20 protein-coding genes and 2 pseudogenes are annotated in these 19884 nt (G+C 70.7%); 3 read left to right on the plus strand and 19 right to left on the minus strand.

Annotated elements, in window-relative coordinates; translation table 11 throughout:
* Nucleotides 1-113 precede the first annotated feature (113 nt).
* Entirely contained in the window at nt 114-512 is a 399-nt protein-coding gene (gene tnpA, locus AB0M95_RS24315; protein WP_363768678.1) for an IS200/IS605 family transposase, read from the plus strand.
* A 217-nt stretch (nt 513-729) separates the two neighbouring features.
* Nucleotides 730-882: pseudogene (locus tag AB0M95_RS24320) on the plus strand (IS200/IS605 family accessory protein TnpB-related protein); the annotation flags it as partial.
* A gap of 86 nt (nt 883-968) precedes the next feature.
* Here the strand turns inward: AB0M95_RS24320 and AB0M95_RS24325 are convergent.
* The 3 genes from AB0M95_RS24325 to ngcE are packed head-to-tail and all read right to left on the minus strand — an operon-like array spanning nt 969 to nt 4290.
* Complete coding sequence (locus AB0M95_RS24325) at nt 969-1877, minus strand: carbohydrate ABC transporter permease (protein WP_363768681.1); 909 nt, start codon at nt 1875-1877, stop codon at nt 969-971.
* 1 nt (nt 1878) lies between these two features.
* Entirely contained in the window at nt 1879-2832 is a 954-nt protein-coding gene (locus tag AB0M95_RS24330) for a sugar ABC transporter permease (RefSeq protein ID WP_363768684.1), read from the minus strand.
* 6 nt (nt 2833-2838) lie between these two features.
* A complete protein-coding gene (gene ngcE, locus AB0M95_RS24335) occupies nt 2839-4290 on the minus strand; it encodes an N-acetylglucosamine/diacetylchitobiose ABC transporter substrate-binding protein (protein ID WP_363768687.1) in 1452 nt (483 codons plus the stop codon).
* 471 nt (nt 4291-4761) lie between these two features.
* Here ngcE and AB0M95_RS24340 point away from each other — a divergent pair, with 471 nt between their 5' ends.
* Complete coding sequence (locus tag AB0M95_RS24340; RefSeq protein ID WP_363768689.1) at nt 4762-5997, plus strand: DUF4032 domain-containing protein; 1236 nt, start codon at nt 4762-4764, stop codon at nt 5995-5997.
* Between the two features lie 97 nt (nt 5998-6094).
* On the opposite strand, the gene AB0M95_RS24345 is transcribed toward AB0M95_RS24340, so the two are convergent.
* From AB0M95_RS24345 to AB0M95_RS24420, 16 genes and pseudogenes are all read right to left on the minus strand, one after another.
* The gene (locus AB0M95_RS24345; RefSeq protein ID WP_363768692.1) at nt 6095-6604 is read right to left on the minus strand and encodes a DUF523 domain-containing protein; all 510 of its coding nucleotides are present in this window, start codon (nt 6602-6604) and stop codon (nt 6095-6097) included.
* 71 nt (nt 6605-6675) lie between these two features.
* Nucleotides 6676-7551: an alpha/beta hydrolase gene (locus AB0M95_RS24350; RefSeq protein WP_363768695.1), complete on the minus strand. Its 876-nt coding sequence runs from the start codon at nt 7549-7551 to the stop codon at nt 6676-6678.
* Between the two features lie 64 nt (nt 7552-7615).
* A pseudogene (locus AB0M95_RS24355) lies at nt 7616-7963 on the minus strand (NAD(P)H-binding protein); the annotation flags it as partial.
* Nucleotides 7964-8207: 244 nt separating this feature from the next.
* Nucleotides 8208-9320, minus strand: coding sequence for an LLM class flavin-dependent oxidoreductase (locus AB0M95_RS24360; protein WP_363768698.1), 1113 nt, complete (start codon nt 9318-9320; stop codon nt 8208-8210).
* Between the two features lie 63 nt (nt 9321-9383).
* Nucleotides 9384-9782: a hypothetical protein gene (locus tag AB0M95_RS24365; RefSeq protein WP_363768701.1), complete on the minus strand. Its 399-nt coding sequence runs from the start codon at nt 9780-9782 to the stop codon at nt 9384-9386.
* A gap of 58 nt (nt 9783-9840) precedes the next feature.
* Nucleotides 9841-10905, minus strand: a complete 1065-nt coding sequence (gene hypE / locus AB0M95_RS24370) for a hydrogenase expression/formation protein HypE (RefSeq protein ID WP_358512687.1) — start codon at nt 10903-10905, stop codon at nt 9841-9843.
* Between the two features lie 82 nt (nt 10906-10987).
* Entirely contained in the window at nt 10988-12115 is a 1128-nt protein-coding gene (gene hypD / locus AB0M95_RS24375; protein ID WP_363768704.1) for a hydrogenase formation protein HypD, read from the minus strand.
* Between the two features lie 5 nt (nt 12116-12120).
* Nucleotides 12121-12372, minus strand: a complete 252-nt coding sequence (locus AB0M95_RS24380; protein WP_358512682.1) for a HypC/HybG/HupF family hydrogenase formation chaperone — start codon at nt 12370-12372, stop codon at nt 12121-12123.
* Nucleotides 12347-12745, minus strand: a complete 399-nt coding sequence (locus tag AB0M95_RS24385) for a hydrogenase maturation nickel metallochaperone HypA (RefSeq protein ID WP_363768707.1) — start codon at nt 12743-12745, stop codon at nt 12347-12349. Before AB0M95_RS24385 ends, AB0M95_RS24380 begins: the two co-directional genes overlap by 26 nt.
* 1 nt (nt 12746) lies before the next feature.
* Complete coding sequence (locus tag AB0M95_RS24390; RefSeq protein WP_363768710.1) at nt 12747-13472, minus strand: hydrogenase maturation protease; 726 nt, start codon at nt 13470-13472, stop codon at nt 12747-12749.
* Complete coding sequence (locus AB0M95_RS24395) at nt 13469-14902, minus strand: hypothetical protein (RefSeq protein WP_363768713.1); 1434 nt, start codon at nt 14900-14902, stop codon at nt 13469-13471. Before AB0M95_RS24395 ends, AB0M95_RS24390 begins: the two co-directional genes overlap by 4 nt.
* The gene (locus tag AB0M95_RS24400) at nt 14899-15597 is read right to left on the minus strand and encodes a DUF6084 family protein (protein ID WP_363768716.1); all 699 of its coding nucleotides are present in this window, start codon (nt 15595-15597) and stop codon (nt 14899-14901) included. The genes AB0M95_RS24395 and AB0M95_RS24400 overlap by 4 nt, the downstream gene beginning before the upstream one ends.
* Complete coding sequence (locus AB0M95_RS24405; protein WP_363768718.1) at nt 15590-16288, minus strand: DUF5947 family protein; 699 nt, start codon at nt 16286-16288, stop codon at nt 15590-15592. Before AB0M95_RS24405 ends, AB0M95_RS24400 begins: the two co-directional genes overlap by 8 nt.
* Nucleotides 16285-16827, minus strand: coding sequence for a NifU family protein (locus AB0M95_RS24410; protein WP_363768721.1), 543 nt, complete (start codon nt 16825-16827; stop codon nt 16285-16287). The genes AB0M95_RS24405 and AB0M95_RS24410 overlap by 4 nt, the downstream gene beginning before the upstream one ends.
* Nucleotides 16828-16963: 136 nt before the next feature.
* Entirely contained in the window at nt 16964-18748 is a 1785-nt protein-coding gene (locus AB0M95_RS24415) for a nickel-dependent hydrogenase large subunit (protein WP_363768724.1), read from the minus strand.
* A gap of 1 nt (nt 18749) precedes the next feature.
* Nucleotides 18750-19826 carry a hydrogenase expression protein HypE gene (locus AB0M95_RS24420; protein ID WP_363768727.1) on the minus strand — a complete coding sequence of 359 codons (1077 nt, stop codon included), beginning with the start codon at nt 19824-19826 and terminating at the stop codon, nt 18750-18752.
* Nucleotides 19827-19884: the final 58 nt, after the last annotated feature.

Here is a 19884-nt window from a genome sequence, read left to right on the forward strand (position 1 = left end):
CCTGGGCCGTGCTCAACTCCAGGCGGGCCACATGCGCCCGCGCCTGCTTTACCTTCGCCACACCGTGATCGTATCGTTTCGTTGCGTCACCGGGAGGGAAACCGAACCCGGATGTGCACAGCGGACGGCATGTCGTCTCCAACCTCCACGCCCATTTGGTGTTCGTCACGAAGTATCGGCGTGGGGCCTTCACCGGCCCGATGCCGGTCCGATGCGAACAGATCATGCGGGAGGTCTGTGCCGGCTTCGAGGTCGAACTTGGTGAGTTCAACGGCGAGGACGGCCACGTCCGCCTGCTGGTCCACCATCCGCCCAAGGTCGCCTTGGCCAAGCTGGTCAACTCGTTGACGGAGGTTTCGGCTCGGATGCTGCGCAAGGAGTTCGGCGCCCACGTCCGCGAACACCTGCAGAGTGATCATTCCTGGTCCGGCTCCTACTTCGCCGGGCCGGTCGGCGGGGCCCCGCCGGCCGTGCTCAAGCAGTACATCGAGCAGCAGAAACGACCGGCCTGATCGGGGTGGACGCCGGTTCACCTGACGGCGAATCGGCTGTTCTTGCCCCGCTACGCGGGACGGTCCGCTACACCCCCGGCCTGAAGGCCGGAGCACTACGGACAAAACCGGTAGACGCGCACGGTGCTCGTCTTGCCGAACTCGACGGCGCTCAGCTTGTTGGGCAGCCAGGTCGTCCAGCCCTTGCCCTCCACGGTCGCCGACAGGCGGTAGACGTCGGACTTCAGTACGGCTCCGCAAGCCCAAGCGGGTCACTCTGCATTCGTGGAGCTTCCACCAGCTGAGGAGCTTCATCGTCTACGAGGCGGCCCGTGCCGGGGCCGCTGTCGTCCACGTCGATCCCGCATACACCTCACAGACCTGTTCGGATGATCTTCCACCATCTGTAGGAAAATCTGGGGGTGAAATGTCCTACAGATGGTGAAATGAGCCACTCAAAGCCCCCTGCCGGGACGGCTACTTGACCGCTCCGGCGGTGAGACCGGACTGGATCTGCCGCTGGAAGATGATGTACACGATCAGCATCGGCAGGATCGCCATGCTGAGCGCGGCGAACAGCCCCGGCCAGTCGGCCTCGTAGCCGGCGTTGGTGTTGATGTTCGCGATGCCCTGCGTGAGCAGCCACTTGTCCTCGACGCTGCCCGACAGGAGGACGATGGGCAGCAGGTACTGGTTCCACTGGCCGAGGATGTTGAAGATCGTGATGCTGATGAGGCCGGGCCTGGCCATCGGCACCATGATCTGGAAGAACGTCCGCGTGTGCGAGGACCCGTCCATCATCGCCGCCTCGGCCACCGACTGCGGCAGCGTCTTGAAGAACGCCGTCAGGAAGAACACCGTGAACGGCAGCGAGTAGGCGATGTAGACGAGGATCACGCCGGCGTGCGTGTCGATCAGGCCGAGGTTGCGCACGACGAAGAACAGCGGCACCAGCGCGAGGAACACCGGGAAGGAGAGGCCCGACACGAACAAGTAGTAGATGAGCCGGTTGCCGGGGAACCGGAACCGCGCGAGCACGTACGCGGCCATCGAGCCGAACAGCATCGTGAAGAACGTGCTGACGCCGACCACCAGGACGGTGTTCAGCATGTACCGGCCGATGTGCGCCTTCTCCCAGGCGCGGCCCCATGAGGCCCAGCTGAAGCTGTGCGGCAGCGCGAGCGGCGCGTCTCCCACGATCTCGGGGTTGGTCTTGAAGGACGCGAGGAACGTCCACAGGATCGGGCCGACGACCAGGATCGTCCACACGATCAGCGCGATGTGGGAAAGGGTGCCGAAGACCCCGGTGCTGTTCTTCTTCTGCCTGCGCCGGGCGGCGGCACTGGGCGCGCCGGCCACCCGGTACGCGTCGGTTTGGGTCGCCATCTCAGAGCTCGATCCTCTCGCGCCGCGTCACACGCAGGCTCAGTGCCGCGAACGTGATGGTCAGGAAGAACAGGGCCACGCCCATCGCCGAGGCGTAGCCGAACTTGGAGAACGTGAACGCCGTGCGCCAGATCTCCAGGGGCAGGACCGTCGTGGCGTTGTCGGGCCCACCGCGGTCCACCGACAGCACCTGCACCAGGGCGAAGCAGTCGAACGCCGCGATGCCCAGGTACACCCAGCCGACCTGGATGGTGTCCCAGATCAGCGGGAGCGTGATGCTGAAGAACAGCCGGAACCGGCCCGCGCCGTCCAGGGCCGCGGCCTCGAAGACGTCGCTCGGGATGGCCGACATGCCGGCCGAGAACAACACCACATAGAAGCCGACGGACTGCCAGATCACCACCCCCATGATCGACCACAGGGCGAGGTTCGTGTCGATGAGCCAGCCGACCTCGCCGATGTGGAAGATGCCGAGCAGGCCGTTCAGCACGCCGGTCGCGTCGGGGCGGTAGATGGCCTGGAACAGGACGCCCACCACCGCCACGGCCAGGACCTGCGGGAAGAAGTAGACGACCCGGTAGAACTTCGACCCGGCGACGCCGGACATCCGGCCGCCCTTGCTCCCGCCTCCGAGGTTGAGCAGGAACGAGAAGAAGAGCGCGATCGCGATGGTGATCAGCGGCATGGCGATCAGCAGCAGCGCATGGTGACGCACGGCCGCCCAGAAGACGTCGTCGCTCAGCAGGCGCGTGAAGTTCTCAAGCCCTACGAACTGCGGATTCGCCGAGATACCCCGCCAGTTGGTGAGCGAGATATAGAAGGCCTGGGCGTACGGGCTGATCACGAAGATCGCATAGAGGACCACCGGGATCACGAGGAAGGAGAATATGAACCCGTACTTCCTCATCTTGTTCGAGGCCAGCCTCCCGGCGCCCCCGACGTCGCCATGCCGCATGATCGACTACACCGTCCGGTTCTGCTTGGTGATCGAGGTGTCGGCCTTGACGGAGTCCGCCTTCTTCTGCATGTTGGCGCAGAACTCGTCGGCGGAGATGCGACCGAACATCAGGGAGTTCGTCTGCTTGCGCAGTTCGGTCTCGAGCTCCTTGTACCAGTTCTCGAAGCTGCTGTAGGTGACCATGTTCGCGCCCGCGGCGGTCAGGGCGTCATTGAGGCTCTTGATGCCCGGGGACAGGGTCACCCCCTCGGCGGCACCGGTGACGATGGTGAGGCTGCCGGACTTCTCGGTGAAGCCCTTGGCGCCCTCCTTGGAGAGCATGATGCGGGCGTACTCCAGCGCGCCGGCGGTGTTCTTCGCCTTGGCCGGGATGATGTACGGCTCGCCGGCGGCGGAGCGGATGGCCTCGAAGGGCATCTTGTCGGACGCGGTGAGGCTCGGGGTCGGCGTCACGGCGTACTCGAACGTGGCCGGGGTGTTGGACTTCTGCTCGTTCTCCAGCCACGAACCGGACGGGTAGAACGCGATCTTGTCCTGGTTCTGCCTGGTCTGGACCTCGGTGTGGATGAGGCCCTCGTAGCTCTTGTCCATGAACTTGCCGATCTCGGCCCAGGCCGCGGCGGACTGCTTCACCGAGTCCTTGGTCCAGGCGCCATCGACCAGGTTGTCGATGTCCAGCAGGACCTGGTTGCCCTCGACCTTGGCGGCGGTGATGAGGATCATCCAGTACTGGTAGTAGGACGCGTTCTTGCCGGCGTAGGCGTACGGCGTGAGGCCGGCCTTCTTGATCGTGTCGCAGAGGGTCTTGAACTCGTCGAAGGTCTTCGGCGGCGTCCAGCCCTTTTCCTGGAAGAGCTTGGAGTTGTACCAGAGGCCGTAGCCGCTCGACACGTAGTTGAGGATGTACGGCTTGCCGGCGATGAAGCCGGAATCGATCGCGCCCGGGAGCAGCGTGTCCTTGATCTTCTTGCTCGGGTCGTCGATCGACGGGGCCTCGAACAGGGGGGTGAGGTCGAGGAGCTGCCCCTCGGTCTGGAGGGCGCCGTTGTCCATCAGGTCCGAACCGGAGTTGGCGATGAAGTCCGGCACGTCGCCGCTGGCGAAGCGCGGCTGGAGCGTCTGGGCGATCTGCTGCGTCGCGACGTGCTTGATGGTCGCGCCGGGGAACTCCTTCTTGTACAACGGCTCGTGGACATCGGTGGCGTAGCTGTCGCCGAGGCCGCCCTTGAAGATGACGACTTCGAGCGCGGCGTCCGCCTTCACGCCGAACGGGTTGGCCGCGGAGGTGGCGGCGGCGCTCGACGCGGCGGTGGGGCTGGGGTCGGAGCTTCCGCCGCTGGTGGCGCACGCGCTCAGCATGCCGCCCGCCGGTCCGGCGACGAGGGCGGTCAGGCCGATACGGCGAAGCATCTGCCGCCGGGTGATGTCTTTGGGGGAACCTGCGGAGTTGGTCATGCAACCCTCCAGGAATGGGGCAATCAAATAGGAAAGTTTCCTAAACGTTTGAGGAACGTACGTCCATCCCCCTGTAGCGTCAAGTGGTATGGGCCAACCCGTGATCGAGCTGTAGCCGACCAGCACTCGACCCGCGACCAACGGCGGGGTGCGACGCTCGGTGAAACTCCGATGAAACCTAGCAACAGCACAGGTCACCGCCCGATGATGCCACAAATTGAGGCCAAATCGACACCCTCATGACCCGGTCTAGACCAGCCTGGGAAAGTTGGCCGGTCAGGGCCTCGGCGGTCCGCCTCCGGACCCCCAGGCGATCACGAGCGCCTCCGGTACGTCACCGGGCGGGCACGCAACGCAAAGGCCGGCGGCCCTCCGGGTGTCCACGGGGTGAACCGCTCCGGCATGGCGCGGCGGAAACGGCTAGCGTCTGGTAGAGCACTCCGACCGACCCCCGAGACGGAGGAGCACGGTTTGCCGCTCCAGATGACGGGCGCCCCGAGCGATCCCGACCTCATTCGCCTGCCCTGGGACGTCCCGCTGGAAGACTGGCCCGAGCGCCACCTGGTGACGCTGCCGCGCGGCATCTCGCGGCACATCGTCAGGTTCGCCAGGCTTTCCGGCCGGGTCTACGCGATCAAGGAGATCAGCGAGCGGTACGCCAAGCGGGAGTACCAGCTCCTGTGGGACCTGAGCCGCCTCGACGCGCCCGCCGTCGAGCCCGTGGCCGTGGTGACCGGCAGGCGCGACGCCGCGGGCGAGCCGCTGGATTCCGCCCTGATCACGCGTCACCTGCAGTTCTCGCTGCCCTACCGCGCCATGCTGTCGGGCACGCTGCGCCCGGACACGTTGAGCCGCCTGCTCGACGCGCTGGCCGTGCTGCTGGTCCGGCTCCACCTGGCCGGGTTCTACTGGGGCGACTGCTCGCTGAGCAACACGCTTTTCCGCCGGGACGCCGGGGCGTTCGCGGCGTACCTCGTGGACGCCGAGACCGGGGAACTGCATCCGGTGCTCAGCGAGGGCCAGCGCAATTACGACATCGAAGTCGCCCATATCAACATTTATGGGGAAATGCTCGACCTGGAGGCGGGCGGTTTCCTGCATTCGTCCATCGACCCGCTCGCCTTCGCCGAGCAACTCTGCCGCCGCTACCACCGGCTGTGGGAGGAGCTCACGCAGGAGGAGATCGTCGAGGACGTCGAGTGGCACCTCATCGACCAGCGCATCCGGCGGCTCAACTCCCTCGGCTTCGACGTCGCCGAGATGATGGTCCGGCGCAAGGCGGGGACGGCCCGGCTGATCGTCCGGCCCAAGGTCGTGGACGCCGGGCACCACCAGCGCCGCCTGCTGCGCCTCACCGGGCTCGACGTCGAGGAGAACCAGGCCAGGCGGCTGCTCAACGACCTCGACTCCTTCCGCGTGGCCAAGGGCCTGCGCCACGAGGACGAGGCGATCGTGGCCCACCGCTGGCTCGCCGAGATCTTCCAGCCGACGGTGACGTCGATCCCGCCCGAGCTGCGCGGCAAGCTGGAGCCGGCGCAGCTCTTCCACGAGGTGCTCGACCACCGCTGGTTCATGTCCGAGGCCGCCGGGCGCGACGTCGGGCTGGACGCCGCCCTGCGCTCGTACATCGGCAACGTGCTGGTGTTCAAACCCGACGAGAAGGCCATCATCGGCGGCGAGGCGGCCACGGACACCGTCAGCCCATGAACGCCGCCCGGCGGGCCGCTCAGGGCCGTCCGGAGCGGGCTCCCCGGCCGGTGCCCGCCCCTGCCGATGCCGTCCGATCCCGGGCCGTCCAGGGGTCTCAGCTCGTGCCGGACGCCGATTCCAGCTCGGCGAGGTACGCGGCGGCCTCGTCCAGGCGGTCCTCGCCGAAGACGCGGACGCCGCCCGCCTCCAGCAAAGCGGACGTGACGCCCGCCCCCGGGGTGACCCGCCCGCGGAACGTGCCGTCGTAGATGCGCAGGCCGCCGCACGAGGGGCTGCCCTCCTTCAGCAGGGCGATCGTGATGCCCATCGACCGCGCCACGGCCAGCGCGGCCTGCGCGCCCGCGAGGAAGTTGCCCGTGACGTCGGCGCCCGCGAACGTCAGGACGCGCGCCGTGCCCGCGAGCACGGCCGCCCCGCCTGCGCCGCCCTCGATCTCGGCGGGCGGCCGAGGGACCGGCAGCCCGCCCTCCATCTCCGGGCAGAAGGGCACGAGACGGCCCTCGTCGCGCCACCGGGCGAGCAGCGCGCCGCCGACGTCCTTGGCGCGGCCGTCGTAGCGCACCGGGCGCCCGACCAGGCAGGCGCTGACGAGGATCCTCTCCACAGCTCCACGGTACGGCGCCCGGGGACCGCATGGCCCCGAACCGCCGAGCGGAGCGAGGCCATAGGCAGGCCTTAACGCCCTTCTGCGCGTTCGGTGAGCTCGGTGACGGCGGCGACGATCTCCGGCCAGAGCGGGCGCGGCAGGTCGTGGCCCATGCCGGGGAAGGTCAGCAGCTTGGCGCCGGGGATCGCGTCGGCCGTGGCGACGCCGCCCGCGACCTGGATCAGCGGGTCGTCCTCACCGTGGATCACCAGGGCGGGGACGGACAGCCCGCGCAACGCCTCGCTGCGGTCGCCCGAGGCGATGACGGCCCCGAACTGGCGGCCCCACCCGGCCGGGTCGAAGGAGCGGTCGAAGCTCTCACCGGCCACGCGGGCGACGCGCTCCTCGTCCAGCGGGTAGCCGGGCGAGCCGAACACCCGCGCGGAGGCCACCGCGCTCGCCACCACCGACTCCCGGTCGGGGGACGACCCGGACAGCAGCGCGGCCAGCGCCTCGTCCGTCGGGGTCCCGATGGTGAAGGACGGCGTGGACATCACCGAGGTGAGGCTGCGCGTCCGCTCCGGGTACCTGATGGCGAACGTCTGGGCGATCATGCCGCCCATCGACACGCCGAACACGTGGGCGCTGTCCCAGCCGAGCGCGTCGAGCAGCCCGGCCGCGTCGTCGGCCATGTCGTCCAGCAGGTACGGCGCGGTGACGGGGTCGCCGGTGAGCGCGGGGGTGACGTCGGGGACGGGGGCGTCGTCCAGGTGGGTGGCCAGCCCTACGTCCCGGTTGTCGTAGCGGACGACGTGGTGCCCGCTGTGGGCGAGCATCGCGCAGAGGTCCTCGTCGGTGAAGATCATCTGGCAGCCCAGTCCCGTGATCAGGAGAAACGGGCGTGCGCCGGGCGTGCCGAAGGTGTCGTAGACCAGCTCGATGCCGTTGGTCGTCACACGGTTCATGCGGTCAGAATCGCATTCGGTTTCCGCCCGCGACAAGCCCCCGCGCCCGTCCGTGGGGAACATCTCAGGAGGCCGCCGCGCGGACCGCCTCCTCCACCGGCACGTCGCCCTGGACCAGGTCCAACGTGCGGCCGGAGGTCCCGGGCGTGTCCAGGAGCCCGGCGATCACGGCCGCGACGTCGTCCCGGGTGACCATGCCGCGCAGCGTCCCGCCTTCGGCGAGGTTCACGCGGCCGGTGCCGGGGGAGTCGGTCAGGCCGCCGGGACGCAGGATCGTCCACGCCAGGTCGCGCGCCCGCAGGTCGTCCTCGGCGTCCCCTTTGGCCCTGATGTACGCCGCCCAGACGTCGTCCGCGCCCGCCCGTGGCGGCGCGCCCGCGCCGATCGCCGAGATCTGCACGAACCGCGCGACCTGGAGGGCGCGGGGGTTGTCATCCCATGGATGGGGCGCACGGGACGGTCCGGGCGGACGGGCGGGCCCGCGTGGGCGCCGGCGGGCAAGCCACAGGTGAGGCACCGTTGCGCGTCGGAGGGCAGCGCGAATCCGCACTGGGGGCAGGCCACGGATACTCCCGCTTGATTCATGGGATGAATGGAGGGCTCATGCTATTGGGCGCCGCCCTTACCCGCCATCCGAACTTATTGTGAAATAGCGGTTATGGGGAGTTGTGCGGAGAAAGTCGGAATGCCGCGCGGACAGCGGGGAGGACCTCCGCGCCGAGCCGCGCGACGTTCTCGCGGGTGAGGGCCGGGTCGCCCGCGCCCTCCACCAGGAAGAGCAGGTGCCGGACGCCCGTGCGCCGGATCGTGGTGATCATCGTCTCCGCGCAGTGCGCGGGCGAGCCCACGGGGTGCAGGCGGCACAGCAACTCGGCGTACTCGGCGGCGTCCCTCGGGCGGTACGGCCGGCCGTCCACGGGAAGGTACCCGGCCAGGCCGGGCTCCAGCCAGCGGGGAAGCGACTCCCGCATCACGGCCACGGCCTCGGAGGTGGTGTCCGCGACGTACGCGACGCCCGCCGCCACATGCCCGGACCCCACCTTCCCGCCGCCACCCCCCACAGGCCCCGTACGCCTCGCATCGCCCACATCGCCGGTGCCGGACGGCCCGCGGCCGTTCGCCGCGGCGGCCCGCGCGTGGTCCTCCACCAGGGCGGCCTTCTCCTCGTCGCCGACGTGCATGCCGAGCAGCAGCGGCAGCCCTCGCGCGGCGGCGATCCTCGCCGTCGCGTCCGAGGTGGCTGCGACCACGGGAAGCAGCGGCCCGCCGGGCCGGGGCACCATGTCCACCTCGCGGAAGCGGAACACGGGTCCGTCCGCCGAGACCGCGGGCCGCGTGAGGGCGGCGACCAGCAGGTCCAGGCTCTCGGTGAAGCCGTTCTCGAAGCGGTCCAGACCGGTGCCGAAGACCTCCAGGTCGACCCACGGGCCGCCGCGCCCGACCCCGAGGCGGAAGCGGCCCCCCGACACCCGGTCCAGGAGGGCGGCCTCCTCGGCGAGCGCGATCGGGTGCCGGGACGAGAGCACGCTGACGGCCGTCCCGACGCCGATGCGCTCGGTGCGGCCGAGCACGTACCCGGCGAGGGTCGTGGCCGAAGGACACACCCCGTACGACATGAAGTGGTGCTCGGCGATCCACACGTCGTCGAACCCGGCCCGCTCGGCGGCGACGGCCGTGTCCACGGCGGCGGCCAGCACCTCGCCGTGGTCTTGGCCGGGGAAGGCCGCGGCGAGCAGGAACACTCCGATGCGTACCTCGTCATCCGCCACGGCTCAACTCTGCCACCCGCGCGACCGCGGATCACCCCTTCCGGGCACCGCGCCCACCCGCGGTCAGCCTCCCTGGTCCCCTGGCTCCAGGTACGGGCTCGACTCCTCGATGGTCTCCTGGACCCCGACGCCCGTGCCGTGCTCCGCGCGCCCGTGGCCGTAGGGACGGGCGGACGGTCCCTCGGCGCCGCCCCTCCTGCGGCTCATCTCGCGATGGGCCATCGTCTCGGCGCGGCCGCCGCCGCTGCTCGGGCCGACGCCGAGCGGCGAGCTGGCCTCGGTGTCGGTCGGGGGCACCCCGTGCCGCTCCTGCTCGCTCACCACGCGCGGAGGGCGCTTGTCGCCGCGCGGAGGGCTCTCGAAGGCGCGATCGCCCGCCTGGACGACCTTGCGGTGCACCCGCTGACGCAGCTTGCCGAGATCGACACGGCGGCCGGCGCCGGTACCCAATGGCGTGGTCATCACGATCCCACCCCCCGATCAGGTCATTCATCCCATTTGTCCTCTACCCCGGGCGACGTCAGCAGATGCGCGGCAGCGGGTCGCCCACCAGCACGTCCACGATCCGCGTGCCGCCGAAGCCGGTCCTGAGCAGCACAAGCCCCGGAGGGTCCTCGGCGACGCGCCCGATGACCGCCGCCCCCGCGCCGAGCGGGTGCGCGCGAAACGCGGCGAGCGCGGCGGGCGCGGACCCCGGCTCCACGACGGCGATCATGCGGCCCTCGCAGGCGACGTACAGCGGGTCGATGCCGAGCAGCTCGCACGCCCCGCGCACGGCGGTCCGCACCGGGATCGCGTCCTCCTCCAGGACCACCGCGACCTCCGAGGCCCCGGCGATCTCGTTGAGCACGGTCGCCACCCCGCCGCGGGTCGGGTCCCGCAGGCAGCGCACCGCGCCCGGCCCGCACGCGTCCAGCAGGCAGGCGGTCAGCCCGCTCAGCGGCGCGGTGTCGGAGGTCACCTCGGCCTCGATGTCCAGCTCGCCCCGGGCGAGCATGACCGTCACGCCGTGCTCGCCGATCGGGCCCGACACGATCACCGCGTCCCCGGGCCGCGCGGCCGACGCGCGCAGCCTGACCGCCGAGTCGACGGTGCCGACCCCGGCCGTGGTGATGTAACAGCCGTCCGCCTTGCCCTTCTGCACGACCTTGGTGTCGCCGGTCGCGATCGGCACGCCCGCCACCCGCGCCGCCGCCGCCATCGAGGCGGTGATGCGGCGCAGGTCCTCCACGGGGAAGCCCTCCTCCAGGATGAACGCCGCCGACAGGTACGACGGGTTCGCCCCGCACATCGCCAGGTCGTTGACGGTGCCGTTGACCGCCAGGTCCCCGATGTCCCCGCCGGGGAAGAACAGCGGCGTCACGACGAAGGAGTCGGTGGTGAAGGCCAGCCCGTCCGCCACGGCGCCGTCCCCGAGCGGGGCCAGCAGCGGGTTCGCGAACGACTCCAGGAACACCGCCTCGACCAGGGTGCGCGTGGCCTTGCCCCCGGCGCCGTGCGCCAGCGTGACGAGATCCTCGCGTACGCGGGCCTTGCGGCGGCGCGCCCGTTCGATCCGCTCCAGGACCTGTTCCTCGCCGGTCACGGCGCCCCGCCCTTCCGCCCGCTCGTATCCGTGCTCACGTCCGTGCCCACATCCGGGCCCACATCCCGGCCCACATCCGCGCTCACGTCCGGGTCGCCTCCCTGACCCGGTCGCGTGAGAACCTGCCGAAGTTGTAGTACGCGGCGCACGCGCCCTCCGAGGACACCATGCACGTGCCGATCGGCGTCTCCGGGGTGCAGGCAGTGCCGAACACCTTGCACTCCCAGGGCTTGAGCACGCCCTTCAGCACCTCGCCGCACTGGCACGCCTGCGGGTCGGCCACCCGCCCGCCGGGGACGCCGAACAACTCCTCGGCGTCGAAGGCGGCGTACCGCTCGCGCACGCGCAGCGCCGAATCCGAGATGAACCCCAGCCCGCGCCACTCGAAGGTCGGCCGCAGCTCCATCACCTCGTCGATCACGGCCAGAGCCTTGAGGTTGCCCTCCCACGGCACGACCCGGGCGTACTGGTTCTCGACCTCCGCGCGGCCCTCGGAGAGCTGGAGCAGGTTCTGGTAGACCGCCTGCAGCACGTCCAGCGGCTCGAACCCGGCCACCACCAACGGCTGGCCGTAGTCGCGGGCGATGAACGCGTACGGGCGGCAGCCGATCACCGTCGAGACGTGGCCGGGGCCGATGAACCCGTCCAGCAGCAGGCCGGGCGAGTCCAGGATCGCCTTGATCGCCGGGATGATCGTCACGTGGTTGCAGAACACCGAGAAGTTCTCGATGCCCTCGGCCTCCGCGCGCAGGACGGTCATGGCCGTGGACGGGGCCGTGGTCTCGAAGCCGATCGCCAGGAAGACGACCCGCTTGCCCGGGTTCTCCCGCGCGATCTTCAGCGCGTCCAGCGGCGAGTAGACCATGCGGATGTCCGCGCCACGGGCCGTCGCGTCCAGGAAGGAGCCCCGCCCGCCGGGCACGCGCATCATGTCGCCGAAGGTCGTCATGATGACGCCCGGCTGCTCGGCGATGTGGATCGCGTCGTCCACCCGGCCCATCGGGATCACGCACACCGGACAGCCGGGCCCGTGCACCAGCGTCACCATCGAGGGCAGGTGGTCCTCCAGGCCGTGCTTGTAGATCGTGTGGGTGTGGCCGCCGCAGACCTCCATGAACTTGTACGTGCGGCCCGGCTCGCACAGCGCGGCGATCCGGGCGGCGAGCGCCCCGGCCTTGGCGGCGTCGCGGTACTCGTCGACGTAGCGCACCGGTCTCACCCCTCTTCGATCATGGACTCGCGGAGCGCGGCCATCTCGTCCTCGTAGGCCTGGCCGATGCTGGTGAGGAAGTCCATCGCCGACTTGGCCTCCGCCTCGTCGATCTTGGACAGGGCGAAGCCGACGTGGATGAGGATCCAGTCCCCCGGGACGAGGGACTCCCCCTCCAGCAGGCCGATGTTGATGGCGCGGCGGACGCCACTCACGTCGACCTTCGCCAGATCAGGACGATCCGACAGAATCTCCACGATCTCCCCGGGAATCCCCAGGCACATGGGTCGCCTCCGCGAGCTGGATGGATTCGAGGACGAGATCGTCGCCGCCCTCGCAGTCGACATCGGAATCCCCGCACCGCGGGCATACCGCGTACGGGTCCACCGAGGTGGAGACGTCCCCGCAGGCCCGGCAGGTGAGCCGGACGGGGATCGTCACCAGGTCCAGGTGGGCACCCTCGGCCACCGTCCCCTCGGCGACCAGCGAGAACGCGTCGTTGAGCGACGGCTCGGCGACATGGAGCAGCGCGCCCACCTGGACGCGGGCCCGCCGTATCCGGCGGCCGTCCGCGCGGCCCTCCACCGCGGCGAGGATCGACTCGGCGATCCCGAATTCGTGCACGGTCACTTCACCTCGTTTCTTGAGTTGCTTGAGTTTCCGGAGTGTCTTGAGCGGTGCGAGTTTCTTGAATGGTTGGAGTTTCTTGAGTGGTTCGTCCTGCCGAGCTTCGCCGGAGGCCGCTCGCCCGGCCGGTCACATGCTCCTGATCTGCATGTACCGCTTGATGTCCGGAATCGACTGGTAGACCATGACGCCCGCCACCACCAGCGCCGAGAGCATCACCAAACGCTTCATCGTGATCGTTCTCCTTCCGGCCGGCGCCGCGCGGCGCCGGGGCCATCTGTTCCCGGACCAGGTCGAGCACCAGGTCCGCGGCGGCGCCCACCGCCTCGGCGACGGGCGGGCTGAGCTCCATGCCGGGCGAGATGTCCGCGGGCTCGCACCCGAGGACCAGCACCCGGCCGGGCCCGCCGCCCAGCGCGCCGGTCAGCGCCAGCACCGCGTCCGGGGTCATGTCGTGGGCGTCCGCGAAGACCGGCGGGGCCTCCCCCGGCTCCGGCCGCAGGACGTACAGCGTCCCCGGCGCGCCGCCCCGGGAGACCGCGTCGAGCAGGATCACGCCGTCGTAGGCACCGCCGGTCAGCTCGTAGGCGAGGTGGACGCCGCGGATGCCGAAGTCGCCGACCACCACCCCGTCCGGCAGGTCCGCCCCGGCCAGGCGGCGCGCGACCGCCACGCCGAAGCCGTCGTCCCCCAGGAAGACGTTCCCCACCCCCGCCACCAGGACGTTCACGCGCCGGCCTCCCCGTCCGGCGCCACCGGCTCCACCTCGTCGGGCGCGAAGTACAGGTAGCGGCCGTGGGAGCGGTGCAGGTCGGCCCCGAGGTCGTCCTCCAGCGTGACGGCCAGGTGACGCGCGCCGTCCACGTCGAGCAGCACGGCCTCCACACGGGCGGTCCTGCCCGCCAGGAACATGTCGTGGGCGTCGGCCCGCCGCCTGCCGGGGGAGAGCCGGACACGGCTGCCCCGGGCGACCTCGACGCCGGCGACGGTCACGCTGTCGGAGCCGGGCGACACCTCGGCCTCCGACATCGGATCCCACCACGGCAGGGGCTCGCGCCGCGCGGGCTCGCCCAGGTGCCGGATCGCGCCGTGCAGCCGTTCCATCATCTCGGGCGGCAGGTCCCCAGCCATCCGGATGATCTCCGCCGCCCGGGGGTCGGTCGCCCGCGCCTCCCGCTTCTCGTCCTCGGTCAGCGTCCGGGTGCGCAGGTGGAGCATCTCGTCGATCTCCGTCGCGTCGAACAGGTCACCGGGGCTCTCCGGGGCCACGCGCGGATGGTCGTACAGGATGATCGGCGAGGACAGCACCACGTCGCGGTACCCCGGCTCGCCCACCAGCACGGGCCAGGTGTTCTCGTTGACGCAGCCCGCCGCGGCGGCCCGCGCCCACTCGGGCGGGTCCGACAGCGAGACGAACCTCCCGGCGGTGACGCCGATGAGCAGGTGCGCGGCCACCAGCGAACGCAAGAGCGCATGTTCGCGGGTGCCGTCGCGGGTGCCCTCGCGGGTGCCCTCGCGCGTGCCGTCGCCGGTCCACGCGGTGGCGTTCTCCAGCCGGACGCGCAGCCGCGTCAGGCCGTACGGACCGGCGCCGCTCTCGGCGGTCACCCGCAGCACGGCCCGCAGCGGCCGGTGCTCGGTCACCACCCGTCCGAGCGGCGCGGCCCCGTTCCCCGCCGGGACGGGCTCCTCGGCGTGGTCCCCGGGGATCGCGACCGGCACCGTGCGCTCCACGCCGAGCAGGGCCGGCATGGCGAGCACGACCTCGACCTCGCGCTCGGTGGCCTCGTCGAAGGTCAGGTACGTCGTGCCGCCCGCCTCCAGGCGGGGCACCGGAACGAAGCCGTCCCCCTCCGCGCGCTCGACCCTGCGCTCCTTGACGTGCAGGAACCGCAGGCGCACCCGCACCAGCGCGTTCGAGGCCCCCTCGACCAGGCACTCGGTCACGCTCGCCGACGGCTCGGCGGTCTCGACGTACGCGGGCGGGACGAGCACCCCGAACTGCCAGCGCAGCCGGTTCTTGGCCGCCGAGGCGCGGTAGGGGTACAGCAGGTACCCCTCGTACAGGACGGCGTCGGCGACCTTGCGGGCGGTGTCCATGGCCGTGCCGGCCGCCATGCCGGCCGCCGTGCCCGACCCCGCACCCGTCCGCGCGCTCATCCGCGCGCCTCCTCGAGCAGGACCTCGACCGTCTCGTCCCAGGTCGCCAGGGCGCGGCGGGACTTGAACCGCTGCAGCGCCCGCAGCGTGTCGCGGTGCAGCCGCAGCCAGCCGCCGCCGGGGAAGTAGCGGTCCATCAGCTCGCGCCACACCCGCACGGGCAGCGACGCGCGGGCCTCGCAGTGCCACGGGATCTGGCGCACGACGAAACCGTCCCCGGACCTGGCGAAGATCGTGCCGCTGAACAGCAGAAGCATCGGCACCTCGCCGTCGTCCAGCGAGGCGAAGTACTTCCCTGCCGCGACCTCCAGGTCGTAGCCGCACGGCACCGGCAGGTCGACCTCGGTGGAGCCGGTGAACCTCGGCACCATGACCGACACGTCCGCGAACCGCAGCGGCCTGACCGTCTCGCCCCACCGGGACGGGTCCCCGAACAGGTCCGCGAGCAGGGCGCTCTCGCCGACGTCGTAGCGGCGGCCCTGCGGCTCGATCCGGATCTGCGTGTGCAGCGCGATGGCGTGTACGGACTCGCCCACGGGCTCGGTGACGCCGATGCGGAAGCACAGCGTCGGGAACACCGCGTGCGGGTCGGCCCGCACGCCCAGGCATCGGAAGGCGATGTCGGGCCCCGCGCCCGGGGCCGCCCCGGCGCCCGTCCCGTTCGCGAAGTTCATCCCTGTGCCGGTCTCAGACACGGTCGTCCTCCCTGGCCTCTCCCCCGGCGCGGGCGCGCAGCTTCGCGAAGAAGCCGTCGATGGCCTGCCACGCCTCACGGCCGCCGTCGAACCCCTTCCAGTGCAGCCGGACGAGGCCGACCAGCTCGTAGCAGGCGTCGATCGGCACCAGATGGCAGACGAAACCCTCGGGACGGCGGTCCACCAGGTACGCCTCGACGTCCGGCTGCGGGCGCGCGGCCTCCGGGTTGGCGTCGAGCACGCGGTCCCAGGCGCCGAGCGGCAGCGGCGACTCGGTGGCCCCGGCCGGGCTCGGGTAGAACCCCACGTACCGGTCCAGCGCCGAGTTGCGGAAGAAGAAGGCGGTGCGCACGGGGATCCGCATCTCGTCCCAGTCCGCCGGGGTCAGCCGGAACGCCGGGAAGTACAGGTAGCGCTCGGGAACGCCCCGGTACCGGGCACCTGGGCCGCCGCCCCTCGGCATCAGCAGGGAGCAGCCCCGGCAGGTGCACAGCAGCGCCCGGGTCTCGACGTTCACGACGTGGCCGTGCCGCTCGTCCAGCGGCTCGGCGCACATCTCGCACCGCGACACGCCCTCCGCCGCGGGCTCGCGGAAGCGGCGCAGCCCGGCCATGCTCGCCGGGCCCGGCGCCCCCGCGTGTGCGGGCCGCTGTGGAGCGCTCCCGGGCGCCGTCTCCCGGCCGGCGGTCATGGCGCGGCCTCCTCGGGCACCGGGCACGGCCCGGGCGGCCTGCGCCCGATCTGCAGCAGCGGCGACGGGGTGTCCGCCACCCCTTCGACCTCGACCCGGGACACCTCGGGCGCGGCCCCGAGCACCGCGCGCTCGATGGCGTCGTTCACGGTGACCCGCGAGGACGCGCACCCGTGACAGCTCCCGGATAGGCGCAGCCGCACCACCCCGCCGTCCACGCCGAGCAGTTCCACCCCGCCCTCGTGCAGTCCGAGGTAGGGACGGACGCCGTCGAGCGCGGCGCGGACGCGTTCCTCGGCGCCCAGCGGGTGCAGGTCGTGCAGGACGAGCAGGCCGGACACGACATCGTCGGCGGTCAGCCGGCGCAGCACCTCGCCCGCGTCGCAGTCCACGACGACGTCCATCACCCGTTCGAGGCCCGCGCCGTACAAGCCGACGAGCAGGCGCACGAGCTCCTCGGCCTTGCCCCGGGCGGCCGGGTCGGCGAGCGCGCCGAGCTCGTCGATCAACGCCTCGGCGCGCTCGCCCGCGCGGCGCACGTCGAAGGCGGGCGCGCCGCCGGCCCCGGGAGCCGGCGACGTGCCTGCAACAACCGGGCCTGCAACAACCGGGCCCGCAACGACCGGGCCTGCGGTGACCGGGCCTGCGGTGACCGGGCGGGGGGCGCCCGGCGGGTCAGCTCGCACCGAACGCGTGGGGGCTGTGCAGCTTGCGCACTTCCCTGCCCCCACCGAGGTACATGTGCACCCCGCACGGAAGGCAGGGGTCGAAGCTGCGGACCGTGCGCATGATGTCGATGCCCTTGAATCTCTCCGGCGGGTTCTCCTCGAAGATGGGCGTGTTCTGCACGGCGTCCTCGTACGGGCCCGGCACGCCGTTGCTGTCGCGGACGCTGGCGTTCCACGGCGTCGGCGGGTACGGGTGGTAGTTGGCGATCCTGCCGTTCCTGATCACCATGTGGTGGGACAGGAGGCCGCGCACCGCCTCGGTGAACCCGCAGGAGATGGCCTCCTCGGGCACCTCGAACGGCTCCCAGGTCTGGGTGTGCCCGCGCCGGACCTCGTCCAGCGCCTGCTCGGCGAAGTACACCGCGCAGGCGGCGGCGTACGCCTGGAAGTAGGTCCTGGCCCGGTTGCGCTCCAGGGCGTTGGACAGCGGCTCGCCGTTCCAGTGTGGGATCTTCCACTCCAGGGTCTTCTCCGGGAGGGTCGCCGTCTTCGGCAGGGTGATCCGCACGCCGGTGCCCGTGGCCTTGACGTAGCCGATGTCGACCTTGCCGTTCAGCGCGGTGGACCACAGCCGCGCGAGCGGCCCGCCGCCGGTGTCCAGCGGCAGCAGGTCCTTGCCGTCGAACCAGCGGGGCGACATGACCCAGCTGTACTTGTCCTTGAAGTCGCGTTTCTGCGGCCGCGGAATGGTGTGCTGGTTCCACGGGTGCCGCATGTCGACCGGGTTGCCGAGCGGGTCGTGGGTGACGAACGGCTCCTGGTCCTGCCAGTCGTCGTAGTACGAGCTGCCGAGCAGGATGCGCATGCCGAGGTTGATGTCGACCAGGTCGTTGGTGACGAGGTTCCCGTCGACGATGATGCCGGGGGTGACGAACATCCGGTGACCCCAGGCGTTCATGTTGTCGTAGGTGTAGTCGCAGTACGCGGGGTCGTTGAGCGAGCCCCAGCACCCGAGCATCACCCGCCGCCGTCCCACCTGCTCGTACCCGGGCAGCGCCTCGTAGAAGAAGTCGAACAGGTCGTCGTGCATCGGCACGACCTTCTTCATGAACTCGACGTAGCGCATGAGCCGGGTCAGGTAGTCGGTGAAGACCTGCACCGTCGCGACCGTGCCGACCCCGCCGGGGTACAGCGTGGAGGGGTGGACGTGGCGGCCCTCCATCAGGCAGAACATCTCGCGCGTGAGGCGGCTCATCACCAGGGCCTCGCGGTAGAACTCGCCCTCCAGCGGGTTCAGCGAGCGCATGATGTCGGCGATGGTGCGGAAGCCGTGCTCGCCGGCGTGCGGGCACTCGGTGCGCTGGGCGAGCTCCCAGACGCCGGGGTTGGTCTCGCGGACCATCTTCTCGCAGTAGTCGACCCCCACCAGGTTCTCCTGGTAGATGGTGTGGTCGAACATGTACTCGGCCGCCTCGCCCAGGTTGATGATCCACTCGGCGAGCGCGGGCGGGCGCACCCCGTAGGCCATGTTCTGCGTGTACACCGAGCAGGTCGCGTGGTTGTCCCCGCAGATGCCGCAGATCCGGCTGGTGATGAAGTGCGCGTCGCGCGGGTCCTTGCCCTTCATGAAGATGCTGTAGCCGCGGAAGATCGACGAGGTGCTGTAGCACTCCGCGACCTCCTTCTTGGCGAAGTCGATCTTGGCGTAGATGCCCAGGCTGCCGACGATCCGCGTGATCGGGTCCCAGGCCATCTCGACGAGGTCGCTGTTGCGCTCCTGTGAGGTCGTCATGTCAGCTCCACGGGGCCTTGTAGCCGGTCAGCAGCGCGCGGCCCTTGGCCCGCCACTTCGGCTCCTTGTCGACTGTCCTGAACGTGATGTCGCGCAGCCTGCGGACGACGCCGCCGTACATGGCGCTGACCGTCGAGGACACGCGGGCCCCGGGCGGCTCGTCCATGAACGGCATGAACTTGTCGGGGAAGCCGGGCATCGTGCAGGCGATGCAGATGCCGCCCACGTTCGGGCAGCCGCCGATGCCGGCCATCCATCCGCGCTTGGGGACGTTGCACTTGACGACCGGACCCCAGCAGCCGATCTTGACCAGGCACTGCGGCGCGCCGTACTCGAGGGTGAACTGGCCCTGCTCGTAGTACCCGGCCCGGTCGCAGCCCTCGTGGACGGTCTGACCGAACAGCCAGGTCGGGCGCAGCGCCTCGTCCAGCGGGATCATCGGGGCCTGCCCGTTGAGCTGGTAGAGCAGGTACAGCATGGTCTCGGACATGTTGTCCGGCTGGATCGGGCAGCCCGGCACGTTGACGATCGGCACGCCGGCCTTCGACCGCCACTCCCAGCCGAGGTAGTCGGCCACGCCCATCGAGCCGGTCGGGTTGCCCGCCATGGCGTGGATGCCGCCGTACGTCGCGCACGTGCCCGCCGCGATGATCGCGGTGGCCTGCGGCGCGAGGCGGTCGAGCCACTCGGGCAGGGTCATCGGCTGGCCGGTCTCGGGATTGTTGCCGAACCCCGACCAGTAGCCCTCCTGCTTGATCGACTCGTTCGGGACCGACCCCTCGACGACCAGCACGAACGGCTCCAGGCCGCCCTCGGCCGCCATGAAGTACCACTCGATCATGGCGTCGGACCCCTGCATCGGCCCGCTGTGCATGTCCAGCAGCGGCCAGTGGACGTCGACCTTCGGCAGCCCGGGAAGGGTGCCGAGGAAGATGTCCTCGATTGCCGGCTGCATCGCCGCGGTGAGCGCGACGGAGTCGCCGTCGCAGCTCATCCCCGCGTTCAGCCAGAGGATGTGGACGACGGGCTCGTCCTGTTCGCGCTCCGCGCCACCCGCTGCCTTCGCCGTCGTTGCCATATCGCCTCCCCGTTCTTCCCGATCTCCCGGCCCCTCGGCCGGACTTGGACGAGGCCGA

Origin of the sequence: Sphaerisporangium sp. NPDC051017 (assembly GCF_040683095.1) — a bacterium.
Taxonomy (GTDB): Bacteria; Actinomycetota; Actinomycetes; order Streptosporangiales; family Streptosporangiaceae; genus Sphaerisporangium.

Excerpts from the sequence above, each read along its gene's own strand:
- AB0M95_RS24325 (WP_363768681.1), bottom strand. The coding sequence starts at position 1,877 with ATGGCGACCCAAACCGACGCGTACCGGGTGGCCGGCGCGCCCAGTGCC.
- AB0M95_RS24330 (WP_363768684.1), bottom strand. The coding sequence starts at position 2,832 with ATGCGGCATGGCGACGTCGGGGGCGCCGGGAGGCTGGCCTCGAACAAG.
- ngcE (WP_363768687.1), bottom strand. The coding sequence starts at position 4,290 with ATGACCAACTCCGCAGGTTCCCCCAAAGACATCACCCGGCGGCAGATG.
- AB0M95_RS24350 (WP_363768695.1), bottom strand. The coding sequence starts at position 7,551 with ATGAACCGTGTGACGACCAACGGCATCGAGCTGGTCTACGACACCTTC.
- AB0M95_RS24365 (WP_363768701.1), bottom strand. The coding sequence starts at position 9,782 with ATGACCACGCCATTGGGTACCGGCGCCGGCCGCCGTGTCGATCTCGGC.
- AB0M95_RS24395 (WP_363768713.1), bottom strand. The coding sequence starts at position 14,902 with ATGAGCGCGCGGACGGGTGCGGGGTCGGGCACGGCGGCCGGCATGGCG.
- AB0M95_RS24405 (WP_363768718.1), bottom strand. The coding sequence starts at position 16,288 with ATGACCGCCGGCCGGGAGACGGCGCCCGGGAGCGCTCCACAGCGGCCC.
- AB0M95_RS24415 (WP_363768724.1), bottom strand. The coding sequence starts at position 18,748 with ATGACGACCTCACAGGAGCGCAACAGCGACCTCGTCGAGATGGCCTGG.
- AB0M95_RS24420 (WP_363768727.1), bottom strand. The coding sequence starts at position 19,826 with ATGGCAACGACGGCGAAGGCAGCGGGTGGCGCGGAGCGCGAACAGGAC.